Genomic DNA, 25,094 nt, shown 5'->3' with positions numbered 1-25,094 from the left:
AATCAAGAATAAAAACAAACAAAGCAATGAACATTCCATCAGAATTAAAATACACAAAAGATCACGAGTGGGTTAAAATAGAAGATGATATAGCTACTGTAGGGATTACAGATTTCGCTCAAGGAGAGTTAGGCGATATTGTTTACGTTGATGTAGATACATTAGATGAAACAGTTGAAGTTGAGGAGGTTTTTGGCTCTGTAGAGGCTGTAAAAACTGTATCGGACTTATTTATGCCTTTAACAGGAGAAATAGTTGAATTTAATGAGGCCTTGGAAGATGAACCTGAATTGGTTAATACAGACCCATATGGAGAAGGTTGGTTAATTAAAGTTAAGGTTTCTGATACTACCCAAATGGAGAGTTTACTAACAGATGAAGATTATAAAGACCTTATTCCGTCATCATAAAATTATGCTTTTAATAGCGATATTTATTACGATAAGTATTGCTATTTTAGGTTTAGTTAAATTTGACAGTCCACCAGTTAAGATCAAGCATTTTGATAAAATTGAACATTCTATAGCCTATTTTTTTTTAACATTATTTTGGTTATTTTCTTTTAAAAAGCACAACTCATTGTTGATAATAGTTATGTGTTTTTTTTATGGTATACTTATTGAGGTATCTCAAGAAGTCTTTACGAGACATAGGGTAGGAGAATATTATGATATCATAGCTAATCTGATAGGTGTACTTTTAGCTTTTGTATTATTCAATGCTTTTTTTTACAAAAAAGATAGTTTTTCGAAAAAATAGCTTGTAAAAGTTAAAATAAATTAATTAAATTAGCACACTATTAAAAACAGAAAGGATGGAAATTAAGAAAAATCCAAAATCAAATCTTGAGAACTACAGCAAGCTGTTTGTTCAGTTAGGATTGGTTTTAGCTTTATTTATGACATACGTTGCTATCGAAAATAAGACGTACGACAAAGAGTACGGAGAACTTGGAGAAAGTAACATGTCAGCTGATGTTGAAGAAGAAACCTTTGAAATACAGCAAGAAGTTATTCCACCTCCTAAGAATACACCACCACCTCCAGCACCTGAAAAAATTGAAATAGTTGAAGATGAACAAGAAGTTGAAGAAACTATCATTGAGTCAACAGAGACTGATGAAGCAGAGGCAGTAGTAGTTGAAGAAATTGAAGAAGTTGAAGAAGAAGAGGAGGTAGTAGAGGATGTACCTTTCTCTATTATAGAAGATGTACCAGTATTTCCAGGGTGTAAAGGATCAAAGGCTCAAAAAAAATCTTGTCTTAATGAAAAGATGAACAAACATGTTCAAAGATATTTTGATGCTGATTTGGCGAATGAATTAGGTTTAGCTCCAGGAAAGAAAAGAATATATCTTGTTTTTAAGATTGGAAAAACAGGAAATATAGAAGATGTAAAAGCAAGAGCTCCGCATCCAAGGTTAAAGCAAGAAGCAATACGTATTGCTAAGAAGCTTCCCAAGATGGAGCCTGGAAAACAAAGGGGTAGAGCTGTACGTGTAGGATATACTTTACCAATCACGTTTAATGTAGAGTAAAATAATAAAATATATACAAAAAAAGAGCAACAAATTTGTTGCTCTTTTTTTATGATTTTAAATCACTAATCATTCAATATACAATACACGTAAGAAAAAGAGAATACTTAAAAGTTTGCAATTCATTATAGCAGATCATCTTGATTAAGTTAATAACTTGGTTAATATTATTTGTTGTGTTTATTACATTTGTATTTATGGATTTTAATCAACAATATTTTGTCCATGAAACTTCTGTTATAGATAAAGGAAGTATAATTGGTAATGGAACTAAAATATGGCACTTTAGCCATGTTATGTTTAACGCTAAAATTGGCGAAAATTGCACTATAGGGCAGAATGTTTTTATTGCACCTGAGGTTGTTCTTGGAGAAAATGTAAAGGTTCAAAATAACGTATCTATTTATACGGGTGTTGTATGTGAAGATAATGTTTTTTTAGGTCCTTCAATGGTATTTACTAATGTGTTAAATCCCAGAAGTGAATTTGATCGTAAAAATGAGTTTAAAACTACTCTTGTAAAGCAAGGCGCTTCTATTGGAGCGAATGCAACGATTATTTGTGGAGTTACGATTGGAGAATATGCGTTAATCGGCGCAGGTACTGTTGTTACTAAAAATATTCCTCAATATGCTTTAGTGGTGGGCAATCCTTCTAAACAAATAGGCTGGGTAAGCAAGTATGGACATCAACTAAAATTTAATGAAAAAGGGATAGCTTATTGTCGAGAATCCGAAATTGCTTATTTTAAAAAAGGAAATATGGTAAAAGAAAAGATTATGTAATATAATAAGTAATATTTTTTAATAAAAAATTTGTGGAAAAGAAAAAGTTTTCTAAATTTGCTTCGTGGTTGAATAAACCACTTTCTTTTTCTTTTTCATAGCAATTTTTCCCACTCAGATTTTTTTGAGTGGGTTTTGTTTATTAATACTTGATTGATCTCGTTGATTCTCTTACAACTAAGTCGGTCTTAATTACTTTTGTTTCAATATGCTTCACTTTTCTTTCTAGTTTGTTTATTAACATTCTAGCTGCAGTGGCTCCCATTATTTCACCATGCTGGCTTACTGTAGTCATTTTTGGGCTTGAATGCCTTGCTAGTATTCCATTTGAAAAAGAAATTACAGAGAAATCTCTAGGAATATTATAGCCCATTTTAGTCGCTACTTTCATAGCAGCAATAGCAGATGATTCATCTGTTGTAATTACACTGTCTATTGGATTTTTTTCAAATATTGGAGCTAGTATTGTTTCATACTTCTTGTAATCTTCTTCAAAAATGTTAACTACTATATTTTTATTAAGAGGAATGTTAAGGTCTTCAAGACCTTTGATATATCCTAAATACCTTCTTTCTCCAACTTTTAAGTCACTGATTGTTGAAATAAAAGCGATGTTTTTATGACCAGTTTTATAAAGATGTTTCACTGTAGTTACGGTGCCTTCAAAATCATTTGTAATTACTTTATCGCATTCAATATTTTGAGCTACTCTATCAAACATCACAATAGGAATACCGTTATCAATTGCATCCTGAAAATGAAGAAAATTTCTTTTTCTCAGTGTTTCCTCAGCCAAGGAAAGTATAAGACCATCAATACTACCGTTTGATAACATTTTAACAGCTTCTAATTCTTTTTCGTAGGATTCATTCGAGATACAAGAAATAATTTTATAACCATTTTTACTTGCTATTGTTTCAATTCCCTTAAATACTTGTGCTAGGAAGTAGTTTAGCATATTTGGTATTAAGATACCAATAGTTTTAGTTTTTTTATTTTTTAAATTAACAGCAGTAATATTAGGCCTGTAATTATTTTCTTTAGCAAATTTTCTAATTCTTTCTTTGGTAGTTTCGCTTATTTCATAGCTGTCATTTAATGCTTTAGAAACTGTAGAGATTGAAACATTAAGATATTTGGCAATGTCTTTTATTGTTAGCCTTTTCATATAAATGTGGTGAATAGTAAAAAAACAATAATACGAAAAACGATTATAAATGATGTAATTAATTTGTTAGTTTAGATTTATCTTTAAATTGGTTTTGATAAACTTTAGTTCGTATGAAATGATTACAAAAACTACTATATATTCAATAAAAATAATCCACAAATTTTCTTTCCATGGAGTATTAGAATATGCTTGGTAACTAAGTACAATAAGAAAGCTCCAAGCAACAGAGAATCGATATTTAGTGAAGCAACTTAGACAAACTAATGTTGCTAAATACCATGGATGTACAGTTGTTGATGTTAAATAATAGAAAGATAAGGACAAAAGCATTGCCGTGATTAATTCTTGAAGTCCCTCATTTTTTCTAAAAAAAGTTATGCAAATGATGAATGATGTTGCTATTAAAGGCATTATCTTTCCTATAATTGCGATTTCATTGTATCCTCTAAACAAATATCCTATTTCTCTAGCAACATAATAAAAGCTAGCATTAAATTCAAAACTTCTAAACCAAAGTCCAATAGAATTTATATAGTTTGCAAAAAAGTCATTGGATATGAAAGGGCTAAAAGTTATTATAAGTGTAAGTAACACTAGAGTATAAAAAGCAATTAATTTTTTCATACCATTAAAAAAGGACATTTTTTTATTTACGAAATAATTGAATATTATGGGTAATAAAAGTAGCGGTATTAATTTTACCGATATTGAAAATGCTAAAGATATAGCAGCTATTATCCATTTATTTTTAGCTAGCTTATATAACGAAAAAACAAGAAAAAAAAGCATTACAGGTTCAAAATGTAAATTACCTGTTAATTCAATTATCACAAATGGATTTAAAATGTAAAAGAAAATATTTGATATAGGTAGTTCTAGTAGTTTTAATAGTTTTTTTCCATATAAAAGAATACCCAGATCAGCTACAATGATTATTATATGCATTACTGCTATGGAAATAAAAATACTATGATTCCCCAATAACGCGGCAATATAAAAACACAGTTGGTTAATAGGAGGGTAATTTGTAAAATGGCTTCCATTCATTTCCCCCATTCCTTTGTAAAGTTCAGTAGCTTCATTTATAGGTTGTTTTCCCATTTCAATAAAGGCTTCTGGTAATGATAGGTAGGGATTAAATCCTTCAAAAAGCATTCTTCCATCCCAAATAAAACGATAAAAGTCTTGCGATAAGTTTGGAATGGCAAATAGAAAAACCAGTCTAAATAATATGGAAACTCCACATAAAAAGCGAAAGTTTTCTTTTTGGGAACGAAATAAAAGGTAGGAACCAGCAAACAAACTACTCCATAAGGCTAGCAAAGAGTAAAAAGAGGCTCTTTCAAGTAAAAATGCAAATAAGAAATATAAAATTAAGATAATTAAGGTTACTATCAAGCTATATTTCCTGATAATATCATTAAGCTTTTGAAAATATAGACTTATAGAACACATACGCAAAACCTATAAAAAGCATTAAATGAAAAGGAAATAGACCAAAGTCACCACCTTGATCACCAACGATAAACGCACTGTACATACCAAAGGCAAAGTATATAGCTAATAGACCTTCAATAATGATATTTAATGAGAGCTCTTTTTTGATATACTTATTATTTCCCCAACTGTCAGTAAGAGATTTTATATTAAATTTAGGAGTTCTAACAAATTCACTTTTTTTACCAATGTGCCCTTCAAGAACAGCAATGGTATTATGAAGAGAAAACCCCATTGCTATTGAGAAAAAAGATAAGAAAGCTCCAATATATTTTATGAAATTCATAAAGCCACCACCATAAGTTTTCTTGTACATATACCAATAACAAATAAAGAAAATAAGTGTACTAACTATAAAGAAACTCATTACTAAAAAGTAAATTTTTAAGTGCGCGTATTCATTTTTTATATATAGCATTGGAATACTTAGAATTGCTACTATAAAAATACAGGTAAACATTGAACTATTTAATAAATGTAAAACACCATGTATTTTTGTTTTAATAGAAAAATCTTTACTCATAATAACACGTTTTAACATTTTTTGAAAATTTTCTGCACCTCCTTTATTCCATCTAAACTGTTGTGAACGAGCAGCACTAATAATTACAGGAAGTTCTGCTGGTGTTTCTACATCTTCTAAGTACTTAAATTTCCAATTTTTTAATTGAGCTCGGTAACTCAGGTCTAGATCTTCTGTTAAAGTGTCTCCTTCCCAATTTCCAGCATCATAAATACATTTTTTACGCCAAATACCAGCTGTACCATTAAAATTAATAAAGTGCCCCTTACTATTTCTACCTACTTGTTCTAACGTAAAATGAGCATCAAGAGCAAACGCTTGAATTTTGGTTAATGTAGAATAATTTCGATTAATATGTCCCCAACGTGTTTGAACAACTCCAATTTTAGAGTCTTTAAAAAAGGGAACTGTTTTGGTCAACCAACAGGGTTTGGGTAAAAAGTCCGCATCGAAAATAGCAATGAAATCTCCTTTAGCAGTTTTTAAACCTTCTTTTAATGCCCCTGCTTTAAATCCGTTTCTGTTTTTTCGTCTAATATGCTGAATATCTAACCCGCTTTTTTGCAGTTTTTCAATATGTTTTGATGTAGTCTCTATTGATTCATCAGTAGAATCATCAAGTACTTGAATTTCAAGCTTATCACTTGGGTAGTTTATTTTGGCAATATTGTTTAACAAACGCTCCATTACATACAGCTCATTGTAAACTGGTAATTGAATAGTTACATAAGGAACCTCTTCTGATTTTGTCAAATCAAATTTGGGTGAATCATCTTGCTTTTTATTTGCTTTTAAATAATTGAAAAGTAGATTTAATTGAGCTAACGCATACATTAAAATTAGAACTAGCGATATTGTGTATAAAACGATTACAATATATTCTAAAATCATTATTTGAAACTATATTTAAATATCCAACCTAAAATTTTTATGCCTGCAAAGATAGTACCTTTAACGGTTCCTGAAACTTTTGAAATACCTATTCTGTTTCTATACTTCACATTAATTTCTTTATAAGTAAGTTGTTGTTTTATAGATTTTAACTGCATCTCAACAGTCCATCCATAGGTTTTGTCTTCCATATTTAATTTTAGAAGTTTTTCATATTTAATTGCTCTGAAAGGACCAAGGTCCGTGAATTTAGCTTTAAAAAAGAGTTTCATTAAAAAAGTAGCCAACCAGTTTCCAAAAATTTGTTGCGGTGTCATAGCGCCTTTTTCACGTAATTGTTTAATTCTGGTTCCAATGACGAAATCAATGTTTTCATTAATTATCGGGGCAATTATTTCAGTTAACTGCTCGGGATAATCAGAATAATCTCCGTCAAGAAATACCAAAATTGTAGGTTTTATAGCTTGATTAGCAATGTAATTCATTCCTTTCAAACAAGCATATCCATAACCTCTTCGTGACTCTTTTAGAACAGTTGCTCCAGCATTTTTAGCATTTAATTCAGTATTATCAGTAGAATTATTACTTACAACGATTATTTCATCAACTATAGTGGGGACGTCATTTATTACATTTGCAATAGAATCTTGTTCATTATAAGCAGGAATAATAACTTTAATTATTTGGTTCATTTTTATCTTAAATCATTCAGATCATTCTCTTTTTTAAAAGAGGAAAAGTCAGACCACTCATTTATTTTTTCACCGTTTTTAAATTTAACAGCTTTTATTAATTGTTTTTTTCGATAAAGTAAACAATATCCATCTTTTTTGTCATTTTTCAGTTGACATTTATGATTAACGTTTCCCATTTTATCATAGTATAACCACCATTTATTTTGTTTGCCATTAACAAAATGTCCTTCTTTTACTTTCTTCCCATCTTTGTGGTAAAAGTACCAATAATTTGTAGGAAGATTGTTTTTATAACCCCCTTCTTTTTTTAGTGCTTTATTTTTGTAATAAAATTTCCAATAATCGATTTTTTTATTGCCTACTAGCCATCCTTCTTCCTTTAAGTTTCCGTTAGCATAATAGTTTTTATAATATATTCTTTGACACCATATCTGTTGGTAGAAAACAACTAGAAAAAGTAAAGCAATATTCTTTTTAATCATTATTCTGCTTTTTTACTTGACTTATTTACTGTCATTAACTAATGTCATTAAGTCAATATCGTTCCCAAGTAAAACATCCGTTGGATTAATTCTACCTTCTTCTGGTCCGTTTTCTAATTTTAAAACTCCTCTAGGGCATACCGCAGAGCATATTCCACATCCTACACAACTGGCACGAACAATATTTTCACCCTTTTGTGCATAGGCCCTTACGTCAATACCTTGTTCACAGTACGTAGAACAGTTACCACAAGAAATACATTGCCCTCCATTTGTGGTAATTCTGAAGCGAGATTTAAATCGTTGAACCAAGCCAAGATATGCAGCTAAAGGACAGCCGAATCGACACCAAACTCTATTTCCAAATATTGGGTAAAACCCAGTTCCAATAACACCAGCAAACCACGCACCGATTAAGAAGCTATAGGCATCTTTAATTCCTTGAGAGTTAATTCCAAGAAAAGAAGAAGCACCAGTAAAATAACAGTACAATGTAACGATCGTCATAATAACAGAGAATACCAATACAGCATGAATTACCCAACGTTCAAGTTTCCATGCTTTTAAGGTTTTGTTTGAATGTTGACGGTAAGGGTCTCCCAAAGTTTCTGCAAGACCTCCACATCCACATACCCACGAACAGTACCATCTTTTACCAAAGAAATAAACCATGACAGGAACAAAAACTAAGGTTAATAATACTCCCCATACCAGAATAAAAACACCAATACCACCACTTTTTGATAAAGAAGCTAAATTCCATTCAAAAAAGAAATCATAGTCTAAAGGGAAAGCATTTTTAAAGTCATATCCAGGCATGTTCAAGCTTGTCATAATTTCAGGAATTAAGAAAGCGAATACTATCTGAAAGAATAAAACAGAAGTAGTACGAACAATTTGGTAATTGTTATGGCGGTATTTAATGTACATACGTACTCCCATAACAGTCATGATTACACAATACAAGAAACCATATACGAACCATTGACTTGCAGCTCCTCCGTTTAAAGTTTTGCTAATAGGATCTAAAATAAAGGTCCAATTCACAACATAATCTGGTAAAAAGTATAGGAGGATATAAAATAGCACTAGGTAAAATAATACTAGCCAGGCAATCCAACCTCTATTTGTACTCGATTCTAAGTAAATACCATTGTTTTTAATTCCTTTAGGGCCTAATAAAACTACATTTGGAATTATAAATAACAAAGCTCCAATGATACCAAGGCCAAAAGTTAAAAACCATACTAAACCTGGATTTTCTTTGATATAACCTTTGCCAGCTTTTTTAGCTAAGTCATAACTTAAAGTATGCGGTTTTCCATAGATTTTATACTGAAATTGAGCTCCTTTTAAATCCCAATTTTTTTCAGCATCGTATTTTGCAATAAGTTGATCATAATGGTCATTTGTGTTGTTAAAAGCTTGACGTGCTCTTGATGAAAATTCAAAAATATTCAATGGTTCATCAGTGATCACTGCTTTCGCCAACTCATCTTTTATGATCTCACTTTTAAATCCTTTTTCTTTGATATAGTTTTCTAATTCAGCAGAAGTTAAATTAAAAGAACCAGTAAATAGACTTGCTGAAAATACGGCTAATCCAAGTAAAAATAGTACAAGGCCAAGTTGTTTGATTGCTTTCATATTTTAAACTCTGCTAAAAATGCGTTTCCAGCTTTTCTTTTTTAATTTAATATTAGTATTGTTTTCTTGGTTGAATTTTTGAACAATTTCGGGTTCGTGAAGTTTGTAAAATTCTGGATCAAAGTTAGCGTCGGCTAAATGCTCAATAACATGATCTATGCTTTCACCATTCGTAAGAACTCTGTCAAAAAACTCATGTCTCATTCGTATTCCAAAAGTGTTAATACCAATAAACTTTCGAGTGTTTTTATCGAAATTAACATGAATACATTTCTTACCACTTTTATGTTCCCAGTAGAAACGAGCTTCGTTTTCTCTAGTTTTTGCCCAAACCCATCCATAAGTTTGATATTCGATATCAATAAACTTTGCTGAGTTAAACCAATGTCCAGGTTTGTATTCTAATTTGTTACCACAAATGGTTTGAGCTACGGTTTCACCCATCATTCTTCCTGTATACCATACTGCTTCAATAGCTCTTCTTTCTCCGATGGGCTCATGTTGCTCGGCACAATCACCAATTGCATAAATATTTGGAATGCTTGTTTCTAAAAATCTGTTTACTTTTACGCCTTTTCCAATTTCAATATCGCTATCTCTTAAAAAATCAACATTAGGTGATACTCCAGCGGTTAGCCCTACCACATTACATTCAATCTCTTCGCCTGTTTCAGCTATAATTACTGATTTAGCTTTTCCGTTTGTATCTGTTTTAATTTCTTTTAAGTTCACTCCTAAACGTAAATCGATTTGATTCTCTAAAATTTCTCTATTAATCATTGCAGACTCACCTTTAGGCAATACGCTGTTCCAGAAACTACTTTCACGAACTAAAAAAGTTACGGGAATATTTCTACTGTGAAGCATTTCTGCAAGTTCTATTCCTATAAGTCCTCCGCCAATTATAACAGCTCTTTTGCATTTTTTGTTATCAGGAGCATACTTTTCGAGCTTTTCTAAATCTTGTTTATGGTACATTCCAAAAACTCCTTTTGCCTCCTGACCGGGCCATCCGAATTTATTAGGTTTTGAGCCTGTTGCAATAATGAGCTTATCATATGTCATGATTTCATCATTGTCAAACTGTATTTTTTTAGCCAAAGGATGAATTTTCGTAACGGTTCCTTCCTTCAAATCAATATTGTTTTTTCTCCAAAACCAAGGTTCATAAGGTTGAGTGTGTTCAAACTTCATGTGTCCCATATAAACATACATAAGTGCTGTTCTTGAAAAGAAGTACTTCGTTTCACTTGAAATGATCGTGATTTTCTTATCAGACAATTTTCTAATGTGCCTAGCGGCTGTAATTCCAGAAATCCCATTACCAATAATTACAACATGTTCCATAAAAAAGTTGATTTGAAAATTAGGTCGTCATTAAAGTTAATAACTTAATGAATAAAATAAATTTAGAATGATTATAAATAGCGATTGAGGTTATTGTGTTTTTTTAAGAGCTTTGAATCAAGTATATATCTTTTTGCAGATTGACTAAATTTCAGAGTATAAAGTTACTTTAATTAAGAAAAATGCTAACATCATTTTATATTTTGGGAATCAATACATAAAACGCTCTTTAAATGACCAAAACATTAACCAAAAGAGTTAAGTAGTTAATTTTTTAGTAGTATTCTAATTTGAGTTAATCGTGAAACATACGAATCTTATAGTTCTAACTTTAATGAAATAGAAATATAATCGTATTAAACTGAAAGAAATTTAAATTTCTTAATTTTTGCAAATAATGCAATTATAAACTTCTAAGAAAGCCGTTAATTACTGCTTATTCGATTATTTTGTTGATTGCTTTTTTGTGTTGGTTAATCCTTTGTTTTAAAGGTTTTTTAGTGTTTTTTTTAGCTTTTTGTCGAAAAATAGATAAGGTCCCTAGATATAGTAGTGTGAGTTGAGTGTTAATATTTTTGTGCTGTTTACCAATGCTTTAGTTGTTGGGTTATTATAAAAAAGGTAACTTGCGACTATGAAAATTAAGATTAAATGGCTTTTTATCTTTGGAATTATTTGTCTTCATACATCTTGCGAGAGTCAAAGAAAAAAAGTTAATGGAGTTAGTTTTGTTGCTTCATCGGATCAAATAAATTTTAAACACACGCTTCCAGTTAAAGAGGTTTTGGCAAATTTCGTAGCCTTGATGCCATATGCTTTCATAGAAAATATAAGTTCTCCAGAGGTGCAATTTAATGCTTCAAAACAATGGTTTGGAGAGACCTCTGAAGGTGTTGAACAATATGCTGAGAAATTCCACAGAGAGCAGGTTCAGATTATGATTAAACCCCAAATATGGGTTTGGCAAGGAGAATATACTGGGTTGATAAATATGAAGACAGAAAGCGACTGGAAAAAATTAGAAAAAAATTATACTAAATTTATTTTAACCTTTGCTAAGGTTGCTCAAAAAGTGAAAGCGCATTTATTTTGCGTTGGCACTGAACTAGAACGGTTTGTAGTTAAAAGACCAGAATATTGGAACGATCTGATAAAAGAGGTAAGAAAAGTGTATACCGGTAAAATAACGTATGCTGCTAATTGGGATGAATATCATAAAATAGATCTTTGGAACGTGTTAGATTATATAGGAGTTGATGCTTATTTTCCTCTAAGTGATGAAGAGTCACCGTCAAAAGAAGATTTTAAGAAAGGATGGAACAAATACAAGAAAGAAATTATTGCTGTTAAAGATAAGTTTGAAAAGCCAGTTTTATTTACAGAGTACGGATACAGAAGTGTTTCTTATACAGGAAAAGAACCTTGGAATTCAAATACAATAGAGGGAAATGTAGATCTAGAATCACAAAAAAAAGCACTGGAAGTTTTGTACGAAGAATTCTGGGATGAATCATGGTTTGCAGGGGGGTTTTTATGGAAGTGGTTCCATAATCATGGCCAAGTTGGTGGGAATAATAACAATAGATTTACTCCTCAAAATAAACCAGCATTAGAAGTGATAAAAAAAGCATACGGGAAAATAGAATAAGATTGTTTACAATTAAATAAATTCTGTTTTAAAAGGAAGTAAAATTTAATTAGGGTTATTTTAAGTTTAACACGATTTTTTAGGGGGAGTTAGTAGACCTTTTTACCTTTTAATAACCATTTTCCCCATTCTTTACTATAAATATGAATTTGTTCTGTTAGTTTATTTTCGTTTGAAACAACTATATTTTCTTTGTTTTTCCATTCAAAAATCCCACCGTAAAGGTTGTAAACATTTAAAAAGCCTGCTTTCTTTAGCTCTTCAGCAATATCCTCAGACCGAATTCCAATAGAGCAATATACAATAACCTTGGTATTCTTATTCTTTATTAATGAAACGGTGTTTTGGATGTTAAAATAATTATAGCCAACAGGTAAGGCATTCTTGATATGACTTACTTTAAACTCTATCGGTTCTCTTGCGTCTAGAAGAATAACTTTTGAAAGTTCTTTTTTTAATTCATCAACGCTTATGTAAGGAATGCTCTCATTATTGTGTTTTTTTAATAACAGTTTCAACTCCTTTTTTTGAGCACTGACAGAAACTATTAAAAGAAAAAGTAGTAACAGTAGTATTTTCTTCATGGTTAACAATTTATGCTACAGTTCCTTGACAGCTACTTCCAGCACCAGCCGTACAACCATAACAATGTTGATTAATAATAATGTTTCTGTTAGTTAATAGTTCCTCGTTATATTCAGAAATATGTTGTACTCTGCTAGAAACTTTAAGATTAAGCATCTGATTAAAATCACAATCATATAAATACCCATCCCAACTTACAGATAACGTATTGGTACACATTACATTTTCAACTGCCTTAGGATTGTAGGCTTCTACTAAAGTGTACATGTAATCTTCGTAATTTTCAGAGGCAATTAAATAATCTAAAAATCTACTAATAGGTAAGTTAGTAATTGCAAATAGGTTGTTAAAAGTTATGTTAAAGTCTTCGGCAAGAGCCTTTTTAAAATCTTTTTCCATGGAGATTTGATCTCCAGGAAGAAATGCTCCAGAAGGATTATAGACTAGGTCAAGTTTTAGACCTGTCCCCTCAACACCATAACCAATGGCATTTAATTCTTGAAGCGCTTTAATCGATTTGTCAAAAACGCCATTACCTCTTTGTTTATCAGTTTTTCCTCTTGTCCAGTGAGGCATCGATGAAACAACATGAACGTTATGCTTTTTGAAGAATTCTGGCAGGTTAAAATATTTTTTATTAGCTCTTATGATGGTTAGGTTTGAACGGACAATAAAATCCTTTATACCGGCTTTGGAAGCTTCTTCAACAAACCATCTAAAATTAGGGTTCATCTCTGGAGCTCCTCCCGTTAGATCTAAGGTATGAGCTCCTGTTCTACGAATTACATCTAAACATTGTTTCATAGTTTCAGTAGTCATGATTTCTTTTCTATCTGGCCCTGCATCAACATGACAATGTGCACAAACTTGATTACACATATACCCAACATTAATTTGAAGAACTTCCAGTTTTCTTGGCTTTAAAGGAAATTGACCTGTCTCTTTTATTTTATCAGCAAAGGTTGGAAGTTCATTTTTAAAAATTCCGTTGGATAAAATTTCCAATTGACGCTTTGTATTTGCCAAATCATTATTCCTAGCTAGTAAAGATTTTTTCATTCTGTATTTTATGATTTATAAGGTCAAGTGCCGTCGAAAACTACTTGATGTCATTTTTTAATTAGATTTTGCTACATATCTAATTTATTTACTTTATTCATCATTTGAACTCCATGAACAAGTGTTGCGCCACTTTTGATTGCCGCTCCAACATGAATCGCTTCCATCATTTCCTCTTTAGTAATACCTCTTTGTAAACCATCTTTTGAATAAGCATCAATGCAATATGGGCATTGTTCTGTATGAGCCACAGCGAGTGCTATTAAACTTTTTTCTCTGGCGGTTAAAGCTCCTTCTTCGAAAACTTTTCCATAATAATCAAAAAATTTGTTACCAAGTTCTTCGCTCCATTCCGTTATTTTACCAAATTTTTTTAGATCTGTTGGGTCATAGTACGTTTTAGACATATATCTTATTTCTTTATTAATTGCTAGTTTTATGCTTGAAATAGGCTCAATGATGTTGAAGAAATCAAATATTATAAAAAAAAATGATTCAATAGTCTATTTCTAAATTCACTCAAAGTGATAAAAATACAAAATGTATTATCAAAATTTATTTTGAAAAAAAGTTATTTCCCATTCAGGCTCCAATCATACTCTAAATATTTAATTTTTGCCGTTGTACTAATTTTTGTGTTAGAATATTTATTAAGAAAATCAATAATAGAACCATTTTGAGTAAAATCAGATTTGAACCAATCAAATATTTTTGAAAGTTGAATTTCATTATGAGAGATTTTATTCTTTTGTGGATTATTAATGAATTTTTTTAGTAACAGGGTAGTTTTGACGTCATAATTAGCTTCAGTAAAAGCGAAATTCCCTAATTGAGGGCAAGATCCGGAAGCACAATTTACACCAACATGAATTTTGGGATCGTTAAATTTTTTCCTTAATATTTCATGTTCAATATGGTTTAGTGTGTAATTTTTACCTCCAACTTTTACAAATTGTATATCCCATGCGCCCTTGCCTTTTTCTTTAATGGTAGTAATACTTTTTAAAGGATAATTGTCTAATATTAGTTTGATAGTGTAAGCGTTGTAGGTATTGATCCAAAAAGCTTTACTCTTAGCAGGAGACCAGTTTTTTTGAGGAGTAGTCCTTTCTAAGTAATTTAGATACTCTTGAAGTTTTGATTCCTCATTTTTAAAAGCTTTGTAGTTTACATTTCCCTTGTTATTAACATGTTTTTTTAGTAATGAATTAAAAATACTTGTTTGGCTGTAAGTATTTGTGAAGAGAATCAGACTTAAAAGAAAAAATATTTTTTGCATATTAAATTGAATTTAGAATCTGTTTTTAGTTAGACGTTTTTTTTTATTGGTGATTACAAATATGTTTATAATTTTTTGCTTATTTATACCTGTATTGACTTCACATAGGAAAAATAAGTTTTTTATACTTTATTGAAGGGGTTTACTTTTTAAGCGTACTTCAAGTGTTATGTTTCTTTTTGTTGTTTTCTATTGAGTATTATGCTTAATAGTGATTTATTTTATTACTTGTACCTAAAGGTACAAATTAGGTCAGTTGTCCTGTTATATTTTTGATCAATAATTTAAAAAACAAAAAAATGATCAAATTTAAGCTGCTTTTTCTAAGCCTACTTCTTGCTCTTTTAGGATGTAAAGGAGAGACGAATATCAATGATAACTCAATAGATAATTTACCAAAAGAAACTTATGTTTTGGTTCATTCTGCTTGGTTGGGAAAATGGCAATGGGAAAATATAGTTCCTATTTTAACAAATAAAGGCCATAAAGTTATAGCTCCCGATTTACCGGGACATGGAAGTGATGGCACACCTGCATCGGATATTACTATGGATGATTATGTTAACACCTTGGTAAGTATTTTAGACGAGCAAGATAAACCAGTGATACTGGTAGGGCATAGTTTTAATGGAATAACCATTAGTAGGGTGGCAGAGTTAAGACCAAATAAAGTAAAAAGCCTTGTTTATATGGCTGCATTTTTACTTCCTAATGAGAGCTCTTTTTTAGGAGCAGTTCAAGGGGTTTCAGGCTCTAATGCTGTAGATAATTTTAAGGTGTCAGACGATGGTTATTCTGCGTATATTAATGAAAATCAACAAAAAAATGCTCTCGTTCATGATGTTTCTCAGGAATTTTACGATGTTAATATTAAACCATACATAGTTTCAGAGCCTTTATCACCATTAAAGTATAAATTACAGATAACAGATAAGAATTTCGGAAGAATTCCTAAGTATTATATTGAAACAACGGAAGATAAAGCTATTCCTATAGAAATACAAAAAAGCATGTATAAGGGAAATGTACTTAAAGTATATACGCTTAATAGTAGCCATTGTCCTAATTTTTCTCAACCAAAAAAATTAGCAGAGGTATTGTTAGATGTAGTTAATGAGCAAGAAAAAAAAGACTTAATAATGAGTCATTTTGAGAAGGAAGAAGAAGTTAAAGTGCACAGACTATTTTCTAACGAAAATCAAATTTTTGCTCATTTTGAATCAAAAAGAGGTGGAGAAAAGTATGCTCATATGGCTCTTTTGGAAATAACAGGAGATAAAAAAATATATACAACTATTCAAAAGGTGCCAAAAAATCAAATTTCGGAGAATAGAATGTTTGAAGGAGCAAAACTAGTATCCACAAAATCTAATAATACAGTTTCAAACTTAACACACATAAATAAATTTATAAAAAATGTTTGGATAGATGGTAAATATGAAACACTTCCCGATTTTTTTAATAACGGAATACTAATTCAGCATAATCCAACAGTTCAAGATGATGTTAAAGGGTTGTATGTTTTATTAGACTATTTAAAAAACCAAGGAATAACTTTGAAATATGAAGAGATAGTGACTTCATTTGCGAAGGGTGACATGGTTTTAGTATATTCAAAAGGAATATTTGGGGGTGATAATTATTTATTTGCCGATTTATTTAGATTAGAAAATCAAAAGATAGTGGAGCATTGGGATGTTATTGAACAAAAGTAGCAGATAAACATAATAAACCGGTGATTAGGGTCGTCTAAGTTATTTAGGCGATCTTTTTTGTAAAAAAAGAAAAACTTGTTGGTTGTTAGTGTTAGAGTTGCTTTTGTAAAAAGTTAGCTGACAAATAAACTCAAAGAATAAATATTAATTTATTGAATACTTATAACTTTGCCTAAGTTTTGGGAGTTGTGTTCAATGATAATGATTTAAATCCATGTACAAAATATTTACAGTACATTTTGATGGTGAGAAGATCTGCTGATTAGATTTTAAATTTCAAAGCAAAAAACAAGTTGTCGTTGTTATATGACAAAACTATAGTATTTGCAGATAAAAGTAGATGTTGTGAAACAAGTAGAAACTGTTTGTGGTCGACCAATTATTATAAAAAAGGTAAAATTGTGTTGGGTCAATTGTTAGCTGATATACAAAAACACGCCACTCAAATTATAAAACTTATATTTGAGAAACAAATTTAGTATCTATTTTTCTTCTCTAGAAAACAAAAATAAGGCAACGAATAAGAGTGAAAATACTTGGTAACTAGGATTTGATACTGAAAAAATACAAGATGTTACTAAAAACAAGGTAAGTCTTTTTTATTCTTAGAGTCCTCGGTTATTCTCATTTCTGAGTGACGTGAGTTTTTAAATACTCAAAAGCTTCTAAGACTGTGGGAAAAATAAATTGACTTCCAGCTTCTCTTAACTCAGAGTCTGAATATTGGGTTAAAATTCCAATAGGAACCATCCCTGCTAACTTCGCTGCAGTAGTTCCTGTTAAGCTATCTTCAAAAACCCAAATATCTTTAAAATCTGACACTGTAAAACCCAGTTTATTCGCTAAAGTAATATAAGCTTCTGGTGCTGGTTTTGGTTTTTTATAATCTTGAACTCCAAAATAAGTTTCAAAATCAATATTTAAATGATAAATACTGTTTTTTAAGAATTGTCTCGTTGCATTACTTGCAATTCCGTAAGGTGTGTTATTTTCCTTTAAAAAAAAGGTAATTTCTCGTATACCAGGCAATAATTCAGGTACTTTAAAAAATTTATTTAAATGCTCGTCTTTCAAAAAATATAAATCTTTAAACTGATTTTCTTTACCAACTGTACTTGCATAATATTCGGCTATTTTATAAGGAGAAGCTCCTGCTAATTCCATGGGAAATGCAGGAAGTTCTTTATGAAATAATTCTTTAAAGGCTGATTCCCATGCACTTCTATGGCTTTGGAAACTATTAACTATTACACCATCAAAATCGAATAGAAAACCTTTAGGCAATTGCATTAACTTTGTTTTTTTCATTAACTAAATTGGTTAAATATGGATTCAAAAATTTATTGGTTGGATCTAATTCGCTTCTTAATCTTTTAAAGTCTTCCCACATAGGATAAATTTTAGAAAGTTCTGCATCCTTAGCCACAAAGCGTTTCCCCCAATGAGGTCTTCCTCCATGTTTAATGAATATTTTTTCAACACTTTTAAAAGCTTCATAAGTATCTGCAGTTGCGGCATTTCTAGAAACACAACCCATAGTTACAGTATCATGCCCATAAGCGTAACTCAACCAGGATTTATCTTGGTATACGAAGCGAACATCCATTGGGATATGGACAAAAGATTTGTTACCCCATTTGTTCAGTTCTCTTTTTAATTCTGCAAAAACTTTTGGAAACTTATCCAGTGCTATAGTCCATTCAGCTAATTCCAAAGTGGAACCTCTTGATTTAGTTACGGTTGCTTGGTAAAGAGATCCTTTATGTTCTTTTTTTGCACTGAAAAATCCTCTGTATAACAACTTATTTGCAATGGCAGTTAACCAAGGAAAAATATGAGTGTATTTGTATAAAATCTTTGAAGCATTCCTTCTATGTTTCAAATATCTAGGTCCTAAATTTTCTGTAACTTCAGTCTCTGGATCAATTTTATCACCTGTAATAACATATCCTCTGTCAGTATGGGGTAACCATAAAATTCTTAAAAAATCATGTTTCTTTAATCTGCTTTTTATTTTTGGTAGCCACTCGCTATCTTTCTCAGGACCTTCCTTTACATGAAGCGTATATTCTTCTTCACACTGAAAAGTGATCGTAGACATTACACCTAACATTCCCAAAGAAACGCGAACAGCATCCATCAACGGATCCTCTTTTGTAATTTTTTTTAAGCTACCATCAGCTAATACCAAATTACATTCAATCATGTATTCGCTTAATAATTTACCACTTGTACCGTGTGTGCCAGTTGCCAATGCGCCACCAATTGTAATAGTGTTAATGTCTGGTAAACAAGAAATACACCAACCAACAGCTTCAATTGCCTCTAATAACTCTCTTAAAATTAAACCAGATTGAACTGTAATTGTTTTTTTATTGTAGTCGTAAGAAACAATCTTATTGTAGCCAGTCATATCTATCAATGCATTTGTTCCAGCGGCAATATCAGCCGAAGATTGCTTACTTCCAAAAAAACGAATTTTTTCATTCGAAGATATTGCTTCTTGAAGTTCTTCTTCAGTGGTGACTTTATATAGCTTTTCGAAGTTGTACTTTAAGTTTTCATTCCAACTAACCCAAGTATTTGTGTTTTTTTGTTTCATTATATCTAGTTATTGTTAAACAAAAATACGTAATTAAAACAATTAAAAATTTAATTTTATGAAAAGCAAACTAATTTTCACAAAAAAAACCTTAACAAATAAATGTTAAGGTTTTTGTACAGAAGGCGGGACTTGAACCCGCACGGGCATTACGGCCCATTGGATTTTAAGTCCAACGTGTCTACCAATTCCACCACTTCTGCTTTATAGTTATCGACAATAACTAAATTTAAGCTTATTCTTGAATAAGTCTTAGTACTGAAGGCGGGACTTGAACCCGCACGAGCATTACGGCTCATTGGATTTTAAGTCCAACGTGTCTACCAATTCCACCACTTCAGCGTAAATTTTGATAAATCTTGGAGCGAAAGACGGGATTTGAACCCGCGACCCTCACCTTGGCAAGGTGATGCTCTACCCCTGAGCTACTTTCGCGTAGTCGATTCATTTATTTTAATGAACGTCGCGCTATTTGAACGCGGATGCAAATATAAATTGTTTTTTTTAATTACAAAGTCCTTTTTCTTTTTTTTTAAATAATTTCAAAAAATTCGGATGTTAAATTAGAAAGAAATATCTTTGCAAAAAAGTTTGAAAAATCAGTGAGTTCTGTTTCAGCAATACAAAATAAAATAACTATCAAAACACTTTTTTCTGATTTTAAGCAACTTACTAAAGTTGGGTTATCAGTTAGCGTGGTGTTTACATCAATTACAGGTTATCTTCTAGGCGTAGATGAAATTAATTATACTATCGTCCTATTATTAGGTATAGGAGGGTATTTTATGGTTGGGGCTTCGAATGCATTTAATCAGATTATCGAAAAGGATATTGATTCAATAATGACAAGAACTAAAAATAGACCGTTGCCTTCTGGGCGGATGTCTGTTACTACAGCCATGATTATAGCTGTTTCTTTTACAATAACGGGGTTGTCAATATTGTATGGAATACATCCGAAATGCGCTTTATTTGGAGCCATTTCTATTTTTTTATATACTTCAGCCTATACTCCCCTAAAATCATATACACCGTTAGCTGTTTTTGTAGGAGCAATACCAGGTGCTATTCCGTTTATGTTAGGGTGGGTTGCAGCAACAGGAAAATTCGGTATTGAAGCTGGCTTTTTGTTTATGATACAGTTTTTTTGGCAATTTCCTCATTTTTGGGCTATTGGTTGGTTACAATACGAAGAATATAGTAAAGCAGGTTTACATATGCTTCCAATGGATAAGAAGGATAAAGGAGCAGTGATACAAATTATTTTTTATACCTGCATTATGATGTTGGTTTCTATAGCCCCTGTATTGAAGGTAACCGGAGAATTTTATATTTATTCTTATACAGCTTTTGTTATATTTTTGTTGGGAGGACTTATGTTATGGAGAGCTTTTAAACTTTATAAGTCACAAGATAATTCAGATGCGAGAAAATTAATGCTAGTAAGTGTTTTTTATATAACGGTGGTACCTATAATATATGTAATAGATAAATTTTTACACTAATGACTGAACAAATAGAAACAATTGATGATGAATTAAGACAAGGTAGAAGGAAGTCAGCAAAGCCAATGTTATGGGTTTCCATGATAAGTATGGTTATGTTTTTCGCAGGTTTAACGAGTGCCTATGTTATAAGTATGAAAAGGGAGGATTGGGTTAGCTTTGGTCTTCCACAAGCCTTCTACTTGAGCACCATATTTATCTTATTAAGTAGTTTTACATTGTGGCTCTCTCAAAAAGCCTTAAAAAAGAACCAATTACCTAAATCTTTTATACTCTTAGTAACGACTTTTATTTTGGGGCTTGGATTTATTTGGTTCCAATATATCGGTTTTAATCAATTAAAAGAAATGGGTTTGTATTTCACAGGCCCCGAAAGCACAGTTTCGACTTCATTTATTATAGGGATTACGTTTATGCATGTTATCCACTTAATAGCTGGAGTTTTGGTATTATTGGTTGTAATTTATAATCATTTTAAAAAGAAGTACTCAAGTGCTAATATGCTTGGGTTTGAACTAGGTGCAATCTTCTGGCATTTCGTTGATGTTTTGTGGATTTATCTATTTTTCTTTTTCTATTTTATTAGGTAATTAAAAATGCGTAATTTTGAAGCATTGTTTTAACAAAAATAACGAGAAATAACAAAAAAGTATTTATGGAAGCAAATATTGCTGTAGATTCTGACAAAAAAGAGACTTGGAGCGGAGGTGGTGTAAAACCATTTGGAGCTAGTTACGGTAAAATGATGATGTGGTTTTTCATATTATCAGATGCGTTAACCTTTTCTGGATTCTTGGCGGCTTATGGATTAACTCGCTTTAAATTTATTAACTCTTGGCCTATCGCTGACGAAGTATTTACTCATATACCATTTTTTCACGGTAATTACCCTATGATATATGTTGCATTTATGACGTTTATTCTTATTGTTTCATCTGTAACAATGGTGTTAGCAGTAGATGCAGGACATCAGATGAAACAGCGAAAAGTAGCAGGATATATGTTTGTTACTATTGTTTTTGGTCTAATCTTCGTTGGCTCGCAAGCATGGGAGTGGAAAACTTTTATAAATGGTTCTTACGGGGCACTGAAAACATCGGATAATCATATATTGCAGTTTGTCAAAGACGGTCATCAAGTAGCATTGGCTGATTTTGTATACAATGAGAGAGTTGATGGTAGGGTGGAGCATTCGAGAAAGAATGGTTTATGGTTTGAAGGTGAGAAGACGATATCTAACTATTCTATTACTCAAGTTCAAAAAGCATTTAAAAACGATCCTTCTTTACTTATAAGAACTGAAAGAATTAATCCAGATACAAAACAAAAAATTATCTTATCAAGAGAGGAAAGTTTAGCGCAATTAAAGAAAGCTACAGGTGTTGTTGAAGGAGCTAATTTAATTCAAAATGAATACGGAAACCCTATATTTGCAGATTTCTTTTTCTTCATAACAGGTTTCCATGGATTTCATGTTTTTTCGGGAATTGTTCTAAATATTATTATCTTTTTTAATGTTGTTTTAGGAACGTACGAAAAAAGAGGGCATTATGAAATGGTTGAAAAAGTTGGCTTATATTGGCACTTTGTTGATTTAGTGTGGGTATTTGTATTTACTTTTTTCTACTTGGTATAATTATTAAAAAATAGTAAACAATGGCAGGTCACGCACACGAATCGAATACGAAAAGAATCTGGATTGTTCTAGCAATCTTATCAATAATAACTGCAGTTGAGGTAGTATTAGGAATCTATAAGCCAGATTCACTTTACTTAAGCGGTTTTTTGGGAACTAGTTTTTTGAACTGGATATTTATTATCTTAACTATTGTGAAAGCATATTATATTGCATGGGCATTTATGCACCTCGAGGGTGAAAAAACATGGTTTAGACGCTCGGTGGTTTGGACAGCTGTATTTCTTATATGTTATCTAGTAACATTAATACTTATTGAAGGAGGTTATTTATACGACACATTGGGGCCACTAGTAAAGTGGTAAAATATAAAACAAAAGAGAGGTGGTTAAAGACCACCTTTTTTTGTCTTAAAACAAATCTAAAATGAGTAGGAAGCAAAAGTTTATAGTATTATTTATACTCTTTATAGTGCCATTATTGTTTTATATTTCATTACAGTTTAGCACGCATAATTTTGGTAAATTACCAATAGTGTCCAAAGGAGTAATTGATCTTTCTTTTTTAAATAAAGAACACACCTTTGAAAATAAAGTAACTGTATTGACTTTTTTAGGTAATGATATAGCATTGGCAGATGCAGAAATTTTTAATCTTAATGAAAAAGTTTATAAGAAATTTTATGGATATACTGATTTTCAATTAGTCTCTTTAGTTACGAAGAAAGAAGAACAGAAGGTGGAGAAATTAAAGAAAAAACTTAGTATAAACACTAATTTGATAAAGTGGAAGTTTTTATTTGTCTCTGAGAATGAAATAGAAGCTCTTTATGAAATTCTTAAGACAAATGAGAGTTTAGACGGCAATTATCATTCGAAGAAAGCATTTATAATTGACAAAGAAAATAACCAAAGAAGAGGTAAATCAACGATAAACGAATTAAAAAAGGTCGATTTATTTGGTTATAATATGAGATCAGTAGCAGAATTAAAGGGAGATATGCACGACGATGTTAAAGTAGTTCTTGCCGAGTATAGTTTTGCATTGAAGAAGAATAGAAGTGAAGACAGAAGAAAAAATCGTATTTCAAATGAAAAAAGGTAATTATTCTTACGTAGGCATTTCATTTATAATTTTATTATTTGGAGTCTATTCCATCCCTAAAATAATAAAACATTTTCAGTCGGCTAATCTTCATACTTTTAACAAAGTTCCTAATTTTGAGTTTACGAATCAAAATGGGAATTTAATAACAAATAAAGATTATGAAGGAAAAGTATACGTGGTTGAGTTTTTCTTTGCAACATGTCCTACAATATGTCCAATTATGAATAGAAAGATGGTTGAAATTCAAAATGAATTTATGGGAAATCCTAAATTTGGAATAGCCTCTTTTACTATAACTCCTGAATTAGATACACCTCAAAGTTTACTTGCTTATGCAGAACAAAACGGTATAAATCATAAAAATTGGAATTTATTAACTGGAAAGCCAGATAAGATAGTGTATGCCTTGGCCAATAAAGGGTTCAAGATGTATGCAGGAAAAGGGGAGGTTTCGCACGGAGGGTTTGAGCATTCAGGCTTGTTTGCTTTGGTTGATAAAAATGGAAATATTCGTTCAAGATATGATGAGCACGGAAATCCAATAATATATTATAGGGCTTTAGATGAACATGGTTTCAAAGATCAAATAACAGAATTAAAACAGGATATTAAATTATTATTAAATGAGTAATCTAACATCAAAAGAAGCAAATTATAAGAAAATAATAATTACAATTTCTATTGTAATTCCATTAGCAGTAGTCGCTCTTTTTAGAATAAAAATTCCAAATGTCGAACCTTTATCTTTTTTACCACCAATTTATGCTAGTATAAATGGTGTTACAGCAGTTTTGTTAATATTATCAGTTGTTGCTATTAAAAATGGAAATAGGAAGCTACATGAACGATTGAATACAATGGCAATAATTCTTTCAGCTTTGTTTTTGGTTATGTACGTTGCATATCATATGACCTCAGACTCAACACGGTTTGAAGGAGAGGGGCTTATAAAATATGTTTATTATTTTATACTAATAACACATATATTATTTTCTGTAATCATTATACCTTTTGTATTGATTACATTTATGAGAGCGAAGTTAGGTCAGTATAATGATCACAAAAAAATTGCAAAATTGGCTCATCCGTTATGGTTCTATGTTTCAGTTACAGGTGTGTTAGTTTATTTAATGATATCCCCATATTATGCTTAAAAGAATTATACTCTCTATCGTTTTTTGTTTTTACAATTTTAGCATTTTCTCTCAATGTGCAATGTGTAAAGCTGTGATTGAAGGCGGGAACGAATCTGTAGCTGAAGGTGTGAATAATGGAATAACGTATTTAATGGTTTTTCCTTATATTTTAGTGGGGATTTTATTTTATTTCATTTATAAATATCGTAAAAAGTAAGAGATTAAATTTTCTACTTATATACTAATT

Annotated in this window: 27 protein-coding genes and 3 tRNA genes; 14 read left to right on the top strand and 16 right to left on the bottom strand. The window is 31.1% G+C overall.

Annotated elements, in window-relative coordinates:
- Positions 1-26: 26 nt before the first annotated feature.
- The 4 genes from gcvH (at position 27) to ACSIGE_RS08410 (ending at position 2,322) form a co-directional block, all read left to right on the top strand.
- Positions 27-410, top strand: coding sequence for a glycine cleavage system protein GcvH (gcvH, locus tag ACSIGE_RS08425; RefSeq protein WP_440879430.1), 384 nt, complete (start codon positions 27-29; stop codon positions 408-410).
- Entirely contained in the window at positions 376-759 is a 384-nt protein-coding gene (locus ACSIGE_RS08420) for a VanZ family protein (RefSeq protein ID WP_440879429.1), read from the top strand. The genes gcvH and ACSIGE_RS08420 overlap by 35 nt, the downstream gene beginning before the upstream one ends.
- Before the next feature lie 55 nt (positions 760-814).
- Entirely contained in the window at positions 815-1,537 is a 723-nt protein-coding gene (locus ACSIGE_RS08415; protein WP_440879428.1) for an energy transducer TonB, read from the top strand.
- 197 nt (positions 1,538-1,734) lie between these two features.
- Positions 1,735-2,322, top strand: coding sequence for a DapH/DapD/GlmU-related protein (locus ACSIGE_RS08410; RefSeq protein WP_440879427.1), 588 nt, complete (start codon positions 1,735-1,737; stop codon positions 2,320-2,322).
- Between the two features lie 142 nt (positions 2,323-2,464).
- Here ACSIGE_RS08410 and ACSIGE_RS08405 read toward each other — a convergent pair whose 3' ends face one another.
- The 7 genes from ACSIGE_RS08405 to ACSIGE_RS08375 form a co-directional block, all read right to left on the bottom strand.
- Positions 2,465-3,490 carry a LacI family DNA-binding transcriptional regulator gene (locus ACSIGE_RS08405; protein WP_440879426.1) on the bottom strand — a complete coding sequence of 342 codons (1,026 nt, stop codon included), beginning with the start codon at positions 3,488-3,490 and terminating at the stop codon, positions 2,465-2,467.
- A gap of 66 nt (positions 3,491-3,556) precedes the next feature.
- Positions 3,557-4,948 (bottom strand): mannosyltransferase, encoded by a 1,392-nt coding sequence (locus ACSIGE_RS08400; protein WP_440879425.1) that lies wholly within the window; start codon positions 4,946-4,948, stop codon positions 3,557-3,559.
- Positions 4,914-6,404 carry a cellulose synthase family protein gene (locus tag ACSIGE_RS08395; RefSeq protein WP_440879424.1) on the bottom strand — a complete coding sequence of 497 codons (1,491 nt, stop codon included), beginning with the start codon at positions 6,402-6,404 and terminating at the stop codon, positions 4,914-4,916. The genes ACSIGE_RS08400 and ACSIGE_RS08395 overlap by 35 nt, the downstream gene beginning before the upstream one ends.
- Complete coding sequence (locus ACSIGE_RS08390; RefSeq protein ID WP_440879423.1) at positions 6,404-7,096, bottom strand: glycosyltransferase family 2 protein; 693 nt, start codon at positions 7,094-7,096, stop codon at positions 6,404-6,406. Before ACSIGE_RS08390 ends, ACSIGE_RS08395 begins: the two co-directional genes overlap by 1 nt.
- A 2-nt stretch (positions 7,097-7,098) precedes the next feature.
- Positions 7,099-7,581 carry a toxin-antitoxin system YwqK family antitoxin gene (locus ACSIGE_RS08385; protein ID WP_440879422.1) on the bottom strand — a complete coding sequence of 161 codons (483 nt, stop codon included), beginning with the start codon at positions 7,579-7,581 and terminating at the stop codon, positions 7,099-7,101.
- A 21-nt stretch (positions 7,582-7,602) separates the two neighbouring features.
- Complete coding sequence (locus tag ACSIGE_RS08380; protein WP_440879421.1) at positions 7,603-9,228, bottom strand: 4Fe-4S binding protein; 1,626 nt, start codon at positions 9,226-9,228, stop codon at positions 7,603-7,605.
- Between the two features lie 3 nt (positions 9,229-9,231).
- Entirely contained in the window at positions 9,232-10,575 is a 1,344-nt protein-coding gene (locus ACSIGE_RS08375; RefSeq protein ID WP_440879420.1) for an NAD(P)/FAD-dependent oxidoreductase, read from the bottom strand.
- A 634-nt stretch (positions 10,576-11,209) separates the two neighbouring features.
- Between ACSIGE_RS08375 and ACSIGE_RS08370 the strand changes: the two genes are divergently transcribed.
- Entirely contained in the window at positions 11,210-12,223 is a 1,014-nt protein-coding gene (locus ACSIGE_RS08370; protein ID WP_440879419.1) for a glycoside hydrolase family 113, read from the top strand.
- An 89-nt stretch (positions 12,224-12,312) separates the two neighbouring features.
- Here the strand turns inward: ACSIGE_RS08370 and ACSIGE_RS08365 are convergent, their stop codons facing one another.
- The 4 genes from ACSIGE_RS08365 to ACSIGE_RS08350 all read right to left on the bottom strand — a co-directional run bounded on the left by ACSIGE_RS08365 (position 12,313) and on the right by ACSIGE_RS08350 (position 15,146).
- The gene (locus tag ACSIGE_RS08365; RefSeq protein ID WP_440879418.1) at positions 12,313-12,807 is read right to left on the bottom strand and encodes a rhodanese-like domain-containing protein; all 495 of its coding nucleotides are present in this window, start codon (positions 12,805-12,807) and stop codon (positions 12,313-12,315) included.
- Positions 12,808-12,817: 10 nt separating this feature from the next.
- On the bottom strand, positions 12,818-13,867 hold the full coding sequence (gene arsS, locus ACSIGE_RS08360) for an arsenosugar biosynthesis radical SAM (seleno)protein ArsS (protein WP_440879417.1): 1,050 nt from the start codon (positions 13,865-13,867) through the stop codon (positions 12,818-12,820).
- Positions 13,868-13,938: 71 nt separating this feature from the next.
- Entirely contained in the window at positions 13,939-14,274 is a 336-nt protein-coding gene (locus ACSIGE_RS08355) for an arsenosugar biosynthesis-associated peroxidase-like protein (RefSeq protein WP_440879416.1), read from the bottom strand.
- 164 nt (positions 14,275-14,438) lie between these two features.
- Positions 14,439-15,146 (bottom strand): DUF547 domain-containing protein, encoded by a 708-nt coding sequence (locus ACSIGE_RS08350; RefSeq protein WP_440879415.1) that lies wholly within the window; start codon positions 15,144-15,146, stop codon positions 14,439-14,441.
- A 299-nt stretch (positions 15,147-15,445) separates the two neighbouring features.
- On the opposite strand from ACSIGE_RS08350, the gene ACSIGE_RS08345 reads away from it, so the two are divergent.
- A complete protein-coding gene (locus ACSIGE_RS08345; protein ID WP_440879414.1) occupies positions 15,446-16,861 on the top strand; it encodes an alpha/beta fold hydrolase in 1,416 nt (471 codons plus the stop codon).
- 624 nt (positions 16,862-17,485) lie between these two features.
- Here the strand turns inward: ACSIGE_RS08345 and ACSIGE_RS08340 are convergent.
- The 5 genes from ACSIGE_RS08340 to ACSIGE_RS08320 all read right to left on the bottom strand — a co-directional run bounded on the left by ACSIGE_RS08340 (position 17,486) and on the right by ACSIGE_RS08320 (position 19,898).
- A complete protein-coding gene (locus tag ACSIGE_RS08340; protein ID WP_440879413.1) occupies positions 17,486-18,169 on the bottom strand; it encodes an HAD family hydrolase in 684 nt (227 codons plus the stop codon).
- Complete coding sequence (locus tag ACSIGE_RS08335) at positions 18,138-19,463, bottom strand: D-arabinono-1,4-lactone oxidase (protein WP_440879412.1); 1,326 nt, start codon at positions 19,461-19,463, stop codon at positions 18,138-18,140. The genes ACSIGE_RS08340 and ACSIGE_RS08335 overlap by 32 nt, the downstream gene beginning before the upstream one ends.
- A gap of 117 nt (positions 19,464-19,580) precedes the next feature.
- Positions 19,581-19,666 (bottom strand) — tRNA-Leu (locus tag ACSIGE_RS08330).
- Positions 19,667-19,719: 53 nt separating this feature from the next.
- Positions 19,720-19,805: transfer RNA gene (locus ACSIGE_RS08325), tRNA-Leu, on the bottom strand.
- Positions 19,806-19,823: 18 nt separating this feature from the next.
- Positions 19,824-19,898, bottom strand: a tRNA-Gly gene (locus ACSIGE_RS08320).
- Between the two features lie 167 nt (positions 19,899-20,065).
- On the opposite strand from ACSIGE_RS08320, the gene cyoE reads away from it, so the two are divergent.
- The 8 genes from cyoE to ACSIGE_RS08280 all read left to right on the top strand — a co-directional run bounded on the left by cyoE (position 20,066) and on the right by ACSIGE_RS08280 (position 25,064).
- Entirely contained in the window at positions 20,066-20,968 is a 903-nt protein-coding gene (gene cyoE, locus ACSIGE_RS08315) for a heme o synthase (RefSeq protein WP_440879411.1), read from the top strand.
- Positions 20,968-21,558 (top strand): cytochrome c oxidase subunit 3, encoded by a 591-nt coding sequence (locus tag ACSIGE_RS08310; protein ID WP_440879410.1) that lies wholly within the window; start codon positions 20,968-20,970, stop codon positions 21,556-21,558. The genes cyoE and ACSIGE_RS08310 overlap by 1 nt, the downstream gene beginning before the upstream one ends.
- 65 nt (positions 21,559-21,623) lie before the next feature.
- Positions 21,624-22,604 (top strand): cytochrome c oxidase subunit 3, encoded by a 981-nt coding sequence (locus tag ACSIGE_RS08305; RefSeq protein WP_440879409.1) that lies wholly within the window; start codon positions 21,624-21,626, stop codon positions 22,602-22,604.
- Positions 22,605-22,624: 20 nt separating this feature from the next.
- On the top strand, positions 22,625-22,969 hold the full coding sequence (locus tag ACSIGE_RS08300; RefSeq protein ID WP_440879408.1) for a cytochrome C oxidase subunit IV family protein: 345 nt from the start codon (positions 22,625-22,627) through the stop codon (positions 22,967-22,969).
- A gap of 61 nt (positions 22,970-23,030) precedes the next feature.
- Positions 23,031-23,708, top strand: a complete 678-nt coding sequence (locus ACSIGE_RS08295) for a hypothetical protein (protein ID WP_440879407.1) — start codon at positions 23,031-23,033, stop codon at positions 23,706-23,708.
- The gene (locus ACSIGE_RS08290) at positions 23,695-24,342 is read left to right on the top strand and encodes an SCO family protein (protein WP_440879406.1); all 648 of its coding nucleotides are present in this window, start codon (positions 23,695-23,697) and stop codon (positions 24,340-24,342) included. Before ACSIGE_RS08295 ends, ACSIGE_RS08290 begins: the two co-directional genes overlap by 14 nt.
- Positions 24,335-24,865: a DUF420 domain-containing protein gene (locus tag ACSIGE_RS08285; RefSeq protein WP_440879405.1), complete on the top strand. Its 531-nt coding sequence runs from the start codon at positions 24,335-24,337 to the stop codon at positions 24,863-24,865. The genes ACSIGE_RS08290 and ACSIGE_RS08285 overlap by 8 nt, the downstream gene beginning before the upstream one ends.
- A complete protein-coding gene (locus ACSIGE_RS08280; protein ID WP_440879404.1) occupies positions 24,858-25,064 on the top strand; it encodes a hypothetical protein in 207 nt (68 codons plus the stop codon). Before ACSIGE_RS08285 ends, ACSIGE_RS08280 begins: the two co-directional genes overlap by 8 nt.
- The last annotated feature ends 30 nt before the right edge of the window (positions 25,065-25,094 follow it).

The sequence above is a fragment of the Tenacibaculum profundi genome (genome assembly GCF_052050075.1).
In the GTDB taxonomy this organism is placed as follows: domain Bacteria; phylum Bacteroidota; class Bacteroidia; order Flavobacteriales; family Flavobacteriaceae; genus Polaribacter.
This window is presented reverse-complemented; position numbering and strand designations above follow the sequence as displayed.